12 protein-coding genes and 2 pseudogenes are annotated in these 11,945 nt (G+C 36.5%); 4 read left to right on the forward strand and 10 right to left on the reverse strand.

Going from position 1 to position 11,945, the window contains the following annotated elements; all coding sequences use genetic code 11:
• Positions 1-8: 8 nt before the first annotated feature.
• From citX to SRT_RS05180, 8 genes are all read right to left on the reverse strand, one after another.
• Positions 9-545: a citrate lyase holo-[acyl-carrier protein] synthase gene (gene citX / locus SRT_RS05145; RefSeq protein ID WP_128833289.1), complete on the reverse strand. Its 537-nt coding sequence runs from the start codon at positions 543-545 to the stop codon at positions 9-11.
• On the reverse strand, positions 538-2,073 hold the full coding sequence (gene citF, locus SRT_RS05150) for a citrate lyase subunit alpha (RefSeq protein WP_128833290.1): 1,536 nt from the start codon (positions 2,071-2,073) through the stop codon (positions 538-540). The genes citX and citF overlap by 8 nt, the downstream gene beginning before the upstream one ends.
• A 1-nt stretch (position 2,074) precedes the next feature.
• The gene (gene citE / locus SRT_RS05155; protein WP_128833291.1) at positions 2,075-2,962 is read right to left on the reverse strand and encodes a citrate (pro-3S)-lyase subunit beta; all 888 of its coding nucleotides are present in this window, start codon (positions 2,960-2,962) and stop codon (positions 2,075-2,077) included.
• Entirely contained in the window at positions 2,950-3,258 is a 309-nt protein-coding gene (gene citD, locus SRT_RS05160; protein ID WP_128833292.1) for a citrate lyase acyl carrier protein, read from the reverse strand. Before citD ends, citE begins: the two co-directional genes overlap by 13 nt.
• A gap of 84 nt (positions 3,259-3,342) precedes the next feature.
• Positions 3,343-3,471 (reverse strand): OadG-related small transporter subunit, encoded by a 129-nt coding sequence (locus tag SRT_RS11095; protein WP_128833293.1) that lies wholly within the window; start codon positions 3,469-3,471, stop codon positions 3,343-3,345.
• Between the two features lie 32 nt (positions 3,472-3,503).
• A complete protein-coding gene (locus SRT_RS05170) occupies positions 3,504-4,625 on the reverse strand; it encodes a sodium ion-translocating decarboxylase subunit beta (protein ID WP_128833294.1) in 1,122 nt (373 codons plus the stop codon).
• A 22-nt stretch (positions 4,626-4,647) separates the two neighbouring features.
• A complete protein-coding gene (locus SRT_RS05175; protein ID WP_128833295.1) occupies positions 4,648-5,052 on the reverse strand; it encodes an acetyl-CoA carboxylase biotin carboxyl carrier protein subunit in 405 nt (134 codons plus the stop codon).
• An 18-nt stretch (positions 5,053-5,070) separates the two neighbouring features.
• Positions 5,071-5,400 carry a hypothetical protein gene (locus SRT_RS05180; protein ID WP_128833296.1) on the reverse strand — a complete coding sequence of 110 codons (330 nt, stop codon included), beginning with the start codon at positions 5,398-5,400 and terminating at the stop codon, positions 5,071-5,073.
• A gap of 277 nt (positions 5,401-5,677) precedes the next feature.
• Here SRT_RS05180 and SRT_RS05185 point away from each other — a divergent pair, with 277 nt between their 5' ends.
• The 4 genes and pseudogenes from SRT_RS05185 (at position 5,678) to citC (ending at position 10,153) form a co-directional block, all read left to right on the forward strand.
• The gene (locus SRT_RS05185) at positions 5,678-7,081 is read left to right on the forward strand and encodes a CitMHS family transporter (protein WP_128833297.1); all 1,404 of its coding nucleotides are present in this window, start codon (positions 5,678-5,680) and stop codon (positions 7,079-7,081) included.
• Positions 7,082-7,349: 268 nt separating this feature from the next.
• Positions 7,350-8,051 carry a GntR family transcriptional regulator gene (locus tag SRT_RS05190; protein WP_128833298.1) on the forward strand — a complete coding sequence of 234 codons (702 nt, stop codon included), beginning with the start codon at positions 7,350-7,352 and terminating at the stop codon, positions 8,049-8,051.
• Positions 8,041-8,931 carry a triphosphoribosyl-dephospho-CoA synthase CitG gene (gene citG, locus SRT_RS05195; RefSeq protein WP_128833299.1) on the forward strand — a complete coding sequence of 297 codons (891 nt, stop codon included), beginning with the start codon at positions 8,041-8,043 and terminating at the stop codon, positions 8,929-8,931. Before SRT_RS05190 ends, citG begins: the two co-directional genes overlap by 11 nt.
• Positions 8,932-9,104: 173 nt before the next feature.
• A pseudogene (gene citC, locus SRT_RS05200) lies at positions 9,105-10,153 on the forward strand ([citrate (pro-3S)-lyase] ligase).
• Positions 10,154-10,302: 149 nt separating this feature from the next.
• On the opposite strand, the pseudogene SRT_RS05205 reads toward citC, so the two are convergent.
• Both SRT_RS05205 and SRT_RS05210 read right to left on the reverse strand, forming a co-directional pair.
• A pseudogene (locus SRT_RS05205) lies at positions 10,303-11,251 on the reverse strand (sensor histidine kinase).
• Entirely contained in the window at positions 11,248-11,919 is a 672-nt protein-coding gene (locus tag SRT_RS05210; RefSeq protein ID WP_128833300.1) for a DNA-binding response regulator, read from the reverse strand. The pseudogene SRT_RS05205 and the gene SRT_RS05210 overlap by 4 nt, the downstream one beginning before the upstream one ends.
• Positions 11,920-11,945 lie beyond the last annotated feature (26 nt).

Raw genomic sequence — 11,945 nt, forward strand, 5'->3', positions numbered from 1 at the left:
ATCCTCCTTTAGTGATTGATTTTGATGAGTTTTGCGATAGCTTCTTGCATTTCAATAACACTGTGTTTACGAGAACGGCTGCAAATTTTAGCATCGTTTTGGCAAACATAACATTGACGTCTAGGAAAACCGAGTCTCTGACGACTGATTGGCTGCGGTATACCATTAACTAGATGTAAGACATCCAAATCCATCAGACGGCCAATGCTATGTTTTGTCTCAACAGCAATCATCTTCGTTTTCAACTCTAATACAGACAAGTCAGAAAGGCAATAATATTCCCAGCCAGTCTTTTGATGAATATCCCTTTCAAAAATAATATGGTCTTTTAAGTCTTCCTTGACAAGATTAATAATTGACTGAAAGGCTTTATTTAAGCTTTCTGAGCTTTTAATTGGACCGGGAATGTTCATGGTAGCACACAGTAAGGATTTCTCTTTAAATTTTTGAAGTAAAGACAATTGTCGAAAACTGCGTTGTTCACGAGCAGCCATCATCTCCTTAAGTGTGACTTCTTCTCCCTTAAAAATATCTATATCAGACATTACGAACAACATCAATTAAGCTACCATCGCGGTATTCAATAAGCGCTACAACTCTATCACCATATTGAATAGGTTGAGGATTACCAACAATAGCGTAAGCTTTTTCCTTTAATTCTTCAATGGTCAATTGAGGTACTTTCAAATCTTTGAAATGTTCAATCAAATCTGGACGATTAGGATTGATAGCAATACCAACTTCTGTTACGACAACATCAACACTTGTACCCGGTGTGATAACAGTATTAACCTTATCAACAAAAGTAGGAATACGTCCACGAACCAATGGGGAAATAACCAGACTCATTTTAGCAGCAAAAGCTGTATCACAGTGACCGCCTGACGCTCCGCGAATAACGCCATCTGAACCTGTCATAACATTAACATTGAAATTTGTATCAACCTCCAAAGCTGAGAGAACGCAAGTGTCTAATTGATTGATAACAGAACCCTTACTTAATGGCGAAGCATACATATTAGCATCGATTTCATAATGTTTTTCAGCATTACGATCCAAAGATACAGCAGATGGATGGTCGAAATCTTGAACATCGAGGATCTTATCAACCAGCCCTTCTTCCAATAGTTCAACCATTGCATTCGTAATACCACCGAGTGCGAAATTAGCTTTTATGTTATCCTTAAGCATTTGTTCGCGCATAAAACGTGTCACAGCAAGGGAAGCACCTCCAGTACCTGTTTGGAAAGAGAAACCTTCCTTATAGTAAGGAGAGCTTGTAATCACTTTAGCAGCATACTCTGCAATAAGTAATTCTTTAGGATTCTTAGTATAACGTGTAGCACCTTTAGCAATACCTTCTGGATCACCAATAGCATCTACTACGACTACATAATCAACATCTGTTTGCGGGATGCTAATAGGTGTATTAGGATATGGCACCAAAGTATCTGTAACAATGACGACCTGATCAGCATATTTGGCATCAATCATAGCATAACCAAGTGAACCACAGGTTGTTTTTCCTCTAGTTCCGTTAGCATTGCCATAAGCATCCGAGCTTGGAGCTCCCAAAAAGGCAACATCAATATGGATATCATCTGCTGCAATAGCACGCGCACGTCCACCGTGAGAACGAATAACAACAGGATTTTCCATAATACCTTCTGAAATAGCGGCACCGACTTTATCACGCAGACCACTTGAAGTAATATTAGTGACAACACCATTTTTAATATGATCAATCAGTGGTTCATGAACATTGGCAATTGAACTTGGAGCGATAGAAATATCTTTGATCCCCATCTTAGCAATCTCATCAAGTACCATATTCATGACATAATCACCTTCACGAAAATGATGGTGGAAAGAAATGGTCATACCATCTTTGAGTCCCGTTTTTTCAATTGCTTCATGAATAGAAGACAATAATTTGTCATCACTAGGCTTTACCGGCTTAACTTGTCGGCTGGATTCCTTATAGCTTTTAATATGTGCAAGTTCTCCTTCAAATACACCATATTGATCAGCATATTTTCGAGGGATATCTCGTCCTAATTTATTTTCTGCCATTTCAAATATCCTCCTCAGTAAGTAATCCAGCAGCCTTAGCTAAAGCAATGACACGTTCGGCACGCTCAACAATCGGTTTATCAACCATTTTACCTTGAAGCGAAACAACACCAGCTCCCTTGCTTTCAGCTTCACGAATGGCCCAAACAACTTCTTTTGCCTTTTGAATTTCTTTTTCATTTGGAGCGTAAATTGCATTAACCAATGGAATTTGACGAGGGTTGATAACAGATTTACCATCAAATCCAAGTTGCTTAATTAAACGTACTTCATTTTGAAATCCTTCTGGATTATTAACATCAGAATAAACAGTGTCAACTGCTGCGATACCAGCAGCACGAGCAGCATGTAAAATCATATTGCGAGCAAAGAAAAGTTCTTGACCATCAGGGTAACGGCGCGTTTTCATATTGGTAACATAATCTTCAGCTCCAAGAGCAATCCCAATTAAACGATTTGATGCTTTAGCAATTGCAGGCGCATTCAAGACTCCTTGGGCAGATTCAATTGCTGCCATCATTTTTGTCCGTCCAATTTCGATGCTATTGTTACGCTCTACTCTTTCAATGACAGCTTCAACTTCTCTAATATCTTGAGCAGTTTCTGTTTTTGGCAATCGAATAACATCAACACCAGCTACAATAACCGCTTCAATGTCTAAAGCGCCGCAACTATCTAAACTATTGATACGAACAACTGTTTCCACCTTGCTGTAATCAAATGTTTTTAAGGCAAAATGAACTAATGTTCTAGAAGCATCCTTTTCTTTAAGAGAAACAGAATCTTCTAAATCAAACATAATGGAGTCCGCACCATATAAAGGGGCGTCTCGTAGCATAGCTGCATTGGCACCGGGAACAAACATCATTGTTCTTCTTAAGCGTTCCATGAGTCAATCTCCTTCCAGTCATAGGCTTCTACTTGTGCCGCACGGTGAACAGCCGTAATGGTTCGTGCTTTAATAGTACAGTCTAAAGCGCCTTTGTCAACTGCTTCAACACTTGCCGCTTTAACACCCAAATGCTTTAATGTTTCCTCAATGACTTTACGGATTTGTTGACCAAACTGTTTTTCAACACTGCTTTCTAATTGAACTGTAATGCCTAGAACATCACTAGGATTGACTGTCACCATGATATCACTAGATTCTAAGGAACCAGCAACAGCTGTTTGTTTAATATCCATGTTTTCACCTCATATTTTTTGGATAGGCGGCGCTGGCAGGAATGAATCCCACGGGTGTCGCGTTATTCTAAAATTAATGTAGTTTTAATTATTGACTGGGAAAATTTTGATTAAAAGTTCAGCAACAATATATAAAATACCTAAAACAATAAAGACACCAGCCATACCCAAGCCCATTAATTCAAAGGCTTGAAGGAGATAATTTATATTCATTTCTTTTTATCCTCTTTTTTTCTGTTGTATTCTTAGCTAAAGAATGACAGAAGTAAGCCACCTGCAATAACAGAAGCAATCTGTCCTGAAACATTAGCACCTACTGCGTACATCAAAACAAAGTTTTGAGGATCTTCATCGGTTGCCATCTTTTGGATAACACGACTGGACATCGGAAAAGCTGAAATCCCAGCTGCACCAATCATTGGGTTGATCTTTTCCTTACGAAAAAGATTTACAATTTTAGCAAAAACAACACCGCCGACAGAGTCCATAATGAACGCTACTAAACCAAACAAGATAATAAGTAAGGTTTGCACATTAAGAAAAAGGTCGGCCTGCATTTTTACGGAAATAGTTAAACCGAGCAAAATACTAACAATATTAACTAACTCATTTTGTGCTGTTTGCGATAGACGATCCAAAACACCACATTCACGTAAAAGATTACCAAACATTAAGAAACCGACCAGTGGCAAGGAAATTGGAGCAATAAATCCTGCTACAATAGTAATAACAATAGGAAACAGAATTTTCGTCATTTTAGAAACATTTTCTGCCTTATAAGTCATACGAATTTTACGTTCCTTTTTAGTTGTTACCAACTTAATGGCAAATGGTTGAATAATTGGTACCAAAGCCATGTAAGAATAGGCAGCAACTGTTATGGGCCCCAATAGTTTTGGTGCTAGTTGGTTAGCAACAAAGATTGATGTTGGGCCATCTGCTGCACCGATAATACCAATTGAAGCGGCTTCTTTGATGTCAAAGCCAGCCATAACAGCTACGACGACAACAAAGAAAATCCCAAATTGAGCTGCTGCACCAAAAAGTAGCATAAAAGGATTTTGAAGCAGAGGACCAAAGTCAATCATGGCACCGATTCCGATAAAAATTAAAAGCGGAAAAAGTTCTGTATTGATTCCGAATTTGAAGAGAATATCAAAGATTCCCTCTTGTTTAACGCCGTTAATAACCTGAGTTAAGACACCTGTACCGGGAAAATTCACCAAAAGTGTACCAAGCCCCATAGGTATCAACAAGGTTGGCTCATATTCTTTTCTAATCCCTAGATACATTAGAACAGCTCCGATGACCATCATAATTATTTGAGGGATAGTAATAGATGTTATTCCTGAAATTAAAGTTTCCACAAACTCACTTCCTTCTACTTAATTAAGCAATTGTAATTAAGCCATCACCAGCATTAACCGTCTGCCCCGAACTAACATGGATGGCAGAAACAGTACCTGCCTTGCCAGCAACAATTTCATTTTCCATTTTCATCGCTTCTAAAATCATCAAAGGCTGATTTTCAGAAACAGTGTCACCAACATTAACAAGAATCTTTAAAATAGTTCCAGGCATTGGAGCTGGCATCATATCACCATCAGCAGGGACTGCTGCAGCTGACGATGGTGTCTGGGGCTGTTTTTGATCTGCTGTCTCTGTGTTTTCCTTTATAGGAGCTGTAGGAGCAGGAGCGATGGGGACAGCTTCTGGTGCTGAACTTTCACTGATCTCCTCCATTTCGACTAAGTATTCTTTACCATCGATCGAGATTTTAAATTTACGCAACATTAATCAATAACCTCCTCTTTATTTCTTTTGATAAATACGTTTGACCGTTAACTGACAATCTGTTGATTCGCCAGCCGCAATACTAGCGGCAATCAATGAAACCCTTAAGCTTTCAGGATTACGCTGTAAAATTTTTTTGACAGCAAATTGACTATTTGGGTGATCTTCAGCTGCAATAGCTGTTGCAATAAGACTGACTGTTTGGTAATCGACTTCATCTGCAGGAATAAAAGCCGAAATAGGCTCCCATTCAGACTGAAAAGAATTTGCAGCCTTTTTCTTTTCAGTCTCATTGATTTTTTCAATAACCTCCTGTGATTTATTGAAAAATCGCGTAAAAATTCCCATACTCTTCCCCTTTCTTATAATATAATAATATCAAATAAAAAGTCATCTGCCCAATCAAAGTTTCTAAGTCTATTATATAATGGATTTTAAGTTTTTGGGGGATTTTTTGTGTTCTTTTTGAAGACCTTTTCAAAATGTTTTTTTTGTGTTCTTCTTAAAAAAGATCATTTAATTTTTAAGCGCTTTCATTTATACTAGTCTTAGACAAACTTAGTAACCTTCTTTTTAGATTTTGTGATGTTCATTGGGTTTTAATTAAAAAAAGGAGAGACACATTATGTTGCTAACAATTCTAGCTTATACTATGATTATTGTCTTCATGTACGTTGTCATGAAGAAGAAAATGTCGCCTTTTACGGCACTGATTATAGTTCCTTTAGTAGCTGTCATTATTGTTATCTTAACAGATTCTGCAAACTTTACAGCTGATAAAAGTTTCGTTGAATTTTTGGGAGACGATAAAATTGCCCATAATTTAACAGCTATTGGACCTATGGTATTATATGGAATCAACAATACCGCTCAAACAGGAATCATGCTTTTATTTGCCATCTTATATTTCTCATTAATGCTGGATGCAGGGCTGTTCGATCCGATTACTGAAAAAATGATTCGCTTTGCTAAGGGCGATCCGATGAAAGTTTTGATAGCTACTGCTATCGTTTCCGCTGCTGTTTCCCTTAATGGCGACGGGACCACAACTACTCTTATTTGCTGTTCTGCCTTTCTGCCAATCTATAAAAAACTCAATATGAAAATTATGAATCTTGGTGTTTTGATTATTCTTCAAAATACTATTATGAACCTGCTTCCTTGGGGCGGACCAACTGCCCGGGCTATGTCTGTTTTAAACGTTGGTTCTGAAATATTAGGCTATCTAGCACCCGGTATGATTTTATCGCTACTTTATGTCATCTTCTTCGTCGCTAGAAGTATGGGGAAAAAAGAACGCAAGCGTTTAGGTGTTACTGAATTATCTGACAAAGAAATAACAGAATTAATCACTGTTAACGATCCTGATACACTTAAAATTCGCCGACCCCAAAATTTCTGGTTTAATGGTATCTTGACACTTATCTTAATTGCTTGGTTAGTCGCCGGTTCTTTCATTTCAGCTATTGAAATGCCTTCACTTCTTCTCTTTGCATTAGGAACTTGTATCGCTTTAATGGTCAATTACCCTAATTTAAAAGAACAATCAAAACGAATCAGCGAAAACGCTGGAGATGCTGTTCAAGTGGTCATCCTTGTCTTTGCCGCAGGTATCTTCATGGGACTTTTCCAAGGTTCTGGTATGGCTGGGGCTCTAGCACAAAGCTTTACAACTATCATTCCTAAACAACTGGCTGGTTTCTGGGGCTTAGTTATCGCCTTCATCTCTGCTCCTGGGACATTTTTCCTTTCAAATGATGGCTTTTACTATGGTATTATGCCAGTTTTGGCGGAAGCTGGTGCTAAATACGGATTTGATAATGTTGCCATGGCTTTAGCTTCATTGATGGGGCAAGCTTTCCACTTATTGAGTCCATTGGTTGCCTTTATTTATCTACTTCTTCGCTTAACGGGCTTAGACATGGGCGAATGGCAAAGAGAATCTGCTAAATATGCACTGGTTGTCTTCATCATCTTTGTGGTGACAATTCTTATCGTGGGACGTCTACCATTTTATATTCCACAATAAGAAAATCACACTTATCCTAAAGAGGGTTAGGGAGCAAGTTTATTTCCTAGCTCTTTTACTTATAATGTTAATAAGAGAGCGGGGACTGACGGTTCCATAGACTTCAATAGTTTTCCCCAAGCCAAACACTATTGGCTCTAACCATCAGAATACTTTTGTCCCAGCCAATTCATTATTTATTATCTTGTAAATTAAATTATCAAAAAACGAGTCTTTTCGTCATTAATTTAGGTATAATGAAGTTATTATTAAAAATTAGGAGTTAGCCATGAACGCTTCAGTTGTAACTGCTGTAAAAAATAATTTAGATTTATCACGAAATGTTCCTTTAAAAGTTGCTTTTTACGAAGCTCTAAGGAAAACCATCATTCTTAGTGAAATTCCAGCAGGCTGTCGTATTAACGAAAAAGAACTTGCTTCTGCTCTTAATATTAGTCGGACACCTATCCGCTATGCATTAGGGGTTTTAGAAGAGGAAAAACTTGTTGAGCATATTCCCAAACGCGGCATTATTGTTCGTGGCATTTCTTTAAAAGATGCTATTGAAATTTTTGATATCCGCAAGGCTTTAGACACTCTGGCAGCTATCAAAGCAATGTATTTAATGACTGATAAAGATTTTGCAGATATGAAAAAAATTTTAACTGACTGTGAAGGTTTTATTGAAGATGGTGATATTAAAACTATTTTAGATAATTTTAATCAATTTAACGACCTGATTTATCGAAAAAGTCAAATGCTGCGCCTACGAGAGATCGTTACCGAATTACAGACTTATTTAAGATATTTTCGAGAAATATCAATTGCTTCTGTAGAACGGCGTAAACGGGCTTTGAAGGAACATTGGATTATCTATCGTGGCATGCGCAATAAGGATGTCGAGCAAATCACTCTTATCACCCATGAGCACTTGAATGCTTCTCTTGACTTTGTTCTTCAGCAAATGGAAAGTAAGACCGATGCAGACTAAAGAAAAACTTGCTTCTTTGAGCTATTTAGCAGTCAAATCACTGCTTTATGAATTGAAGTTGACGCCTAAACCTGGTTTAGTAGATTGTCATAATAACGGCGCTCACAATGACATGGATTTTTCTACCTTTCTTGATAGTATATTAGCCTTAGCTCCGTTTTTTAAAAAATATATTGAAATAGGATGGCTCTATCATAATGAAAGTCTACAATATCTGTTTAATCAACTCAGAAAACTTGGTATAGAAGCTGAGGCTGCTATGTTTTCTGCAACTGAGAAAGTTAATACTCATAAAGGCGCTAATTTCTCTTTTGCTCTGCTTTTAGGAGCAACCGGCAGTTATTTGGCTAAACACATTGAACTGCTTCGAGAAAAAAGACGCTTTATGCCTCAAGATAGTCTGAATATCTGTCATTTGGCAGGGGAAATGAGTATGCATTTAATTCAAAATGATTTAAGCCATGTGGAGACTAAAAAAAACCTTACATACGGTGAGAAATTATTTTTACAATATGGTCTTAAAGGCCCTAGAGGTGAGGCATCCCAAGGCTATCCAAGTCTTACTCAAAAAGCCCTTCCTTTTTTTAGAAATGAATTACTGAAAAAACAGGACATCCAAATAAGCCAGCTTAAGCTCTTACTCTATCTGATGACGTTTATTGAAGATGGCAATATTATTCATCGAGGAGGGATTAAGTCTTGGAAGAAAGTCCAACAAGAAAGTCAAACTTTATTAGAAAAAGATTTACCTCCTTATCAGCTAAAGAAACAGCTTAGTTCTTACAATCAAATATTAACCAATCGCCATTTAAGTCCCGGCGGTGCTGCTGATTTACTCTCACTAACACTTTATTTTGCCTTTTTAGAACAGCTGATTTAAGCCGCTTCATCTATATGAGAATATTACATTTTATTGAGCAAATGCTATAATGAATTGATGTTATGGTTTATTTTAACAAAGAATTCTGGCCTCTTCCTATTTAAACAGTGTGAAATTCTCTCAAGCAAAGGATCTTGCACTGATATCTGCAATCTATTTTAAAGGAGTAATCCATGTCAGCTTATCATCCTATTTCAAAAATTTATTTTCTGATAAAAAAAGCCTTCAAAAAGTTGATATTTTACTAGAGCAAGAAGGTATTCGCCGTGATACTAACTCAGATTATATTTGTGCCATGTTTGATGAAGACTTAAATATCATTGCAACAGGAAGTTGTTTTGGTAATACCCTTCGCTGTTTAAGTGTCGATCATCATTATCAAGGTGATGGTTTGCTTAATGAAATTGTCACGCATTTAATTCATATTCAATTTGAGCGTGGCAATACACATCTTTTTCTTTATACTAAACCCGATACTGCAAAATTCTTTAAAGATTTAGGTTTTTATGAAATTGTCAGGGCTGATCAACAAATCGTTTTTATGGAAAACAAGAAGGATGGTTTTAGTAACTATTTAAAAAATCTTAAAAAGTCTGATAGTAAACCTCAAACTACTGCTGCGCTGGTTATCAATGCCAACCCTTTCACCTTGGGACATCAATACTTGATTGAAAAGGCCTCTGTTGAAAATGATCTTCTACATCTTTTTATTGTCAGTGAAGACAGTAGCTTAATTCCTTTTTCAGTTAGAAAGCAATTGGTTTTAGAGGGAACTGCCCATCTATCCAATGTTTGTTATCATGAAACAGGTCCTTACATCATCAGCAAATCAACTTTTCCTAGTTATTTTCAAAAAGATCAGGATTCTATCATTGAAAGCCAGGCACGCATTGACTTAGCCATTTTTACTCAGATCGCAAAATATCTTGGTATAAATAAGCGTTATGTCGGTGAAGAACCTACAAGTCTAGTGACTAGTATTTATAACCAAATCATGCTTCAAGAACTGCCCAAGCAAGCTATTGATTGCATAGTTATTCCTCGTAAAACCTACAAAAACGGTCCCATCAGTGCTTCTACTGTCCGCAAGGCGCTTAAAGAAGGAAATAACCAAATTTTAAAAGATCTGCTTCCATTAACAAGTTTGACTTATTTTCTAAGCCCTGAAGCACAGCCGCTTATTAAAAAAATTCGAAAAACAGACAATGTCAGTCATTATTAATGAGAATATCATTAATACAACAGCAAAAAGTAAGTGAACGTAACAGAAGATGATTACTGTGCAATCATCCACAAATAGTGTAAATCTATAAGATTATATTCTTTCTGCGGGTGATTTACATAATAATCATGGCTTTTTGTTCCAGCCACTTACTTTTTAGTAATGTAAACTTGTGTTCCTTGATCAATCTGACTTTCAATGTTGACATCTAGTTCAAGATTATTAAGAACCTTTTTAGCCATATAAAGGCCAAGACCAGTGGCTTTTTGGTGTTCATGACCATTATATCCTGTAAACCCTTCTTCAAAAAGTCTGGGAATATCTTCCTTTAGAATCCCTATGCCAGTATCCCTGATAAGTATTTGATTTTCCTTAATTTTAATAATGATCTGCCCGCCCTTTTTATTATATTTAATGGCATTATCAAGAATTTGAGAAAAAACAAAACTTAACCATTTTTTATCGGATTTTAATTTCCAATCGCCATCAATTGTCAAAGAAAGGTCCTTTTGCAAGAAGAAAACTTGATTTTTCTTGATTAAATCAATCAGAATATCACGAATCTGACACGTTTCAAAACGAAAATCACTTTGATTTTGATTGAACTTAAGGTAATTCAAAAGACGAGAAAGATCGTTTTCTAGCCTTAACAATTGTCTCTGAACATCTTCTTTATCTAAGTGCCCCGTTTGAGCCATTAACGATAGTGCTGAAATAGGAACTTTCATCTGATGGGACCACAATTTAATCAGCTGCTGCAGCTGTTCTTCCTGCGTTTTATGCTGTAATTTAATGTCAGACTGTTCCTGCAGCAGTTTTTTAAGAATTTCTTTATAAACAAGATCACTTGGTGCGGTTAACACATTTAAATTTCTTGGTTCTTTGACATAAATAAAATGATGCAAATTTTTAATTTTTGGTGAAACCGCCAGTATAAAATGAGACTAGTTATCAGTAAAATGGTTAAACTAAGGATTAAACTATTGATAAAATAGACAAGAGGCAGATGATAAAGATAGAAAGTCAGTAAAAAGTAAGACTAACGATAGCATAATTTAAATACCAAATACTATGTTCTCTCAAATAAGATCTTATCATTTAATTAAATACCCTACTCCTCTTACTGTATGAATCTTATCAAAACTTATTGATAGAACTTTTTTGCGAAGACGTGTCATATTAACACTAAGTGTGTTTTGATCAATAAATTCCTCTCCCTCCCACAGTCGGTTAAGAAGAGCTTCCTTGGTGACAACTTCTCCTTTATAATCAATAAGCAAGGAAAGAATCTTTGTTTCTGTTGGGGTCAATTGGATGGTCTCTTGTCTTTCTAAATTTGAGAATACACCATCTAAAGTTAATTCAAACTCTTCAATTTGATGGCCTTGCTTAGTGAATTCGTTAGCACGACGCAAGAAAGCAGAGATTTTAGCATCCAAAATAGGCAGCGAGAAAGGCTTGCTCACAAAATCATCACCTCCCATATTCATAGCCATTACTGCATTCATTTCTTCATCCGCACTGGAAATAAAGATAATGGGCATGGTCATGCTCTTTCTGATTTCAGTAGTCCAATAAAAGCCATTAAAATAAGGTAAAGTAATATCCATCAGAATCAAATCGGGTTTAAATTCTTTAACTTCTTGCAAGATAGCTCTAAAGTTATCAACGCTTTTAACTTGATAGTGTTGTCCCAAATGATTTCTTAAAAGATTGACAATGGTTGTATCATCTTCAACCAAGTAAATTTTTTCTTGCTTTAGCATAACTTTATTCTACCAAAAAAGTGACG

The sequence above is a fragment of the Streptococcus troglodytae genome, assembly GCF_002355215.1.
In the GTDB taxonomy this organism is placed as follows: Bacteria; Bacillota; Bacilli; order Lactobacillales; family Streptococcaceae; genus Streptococcus; species Streptococcus troglodytae.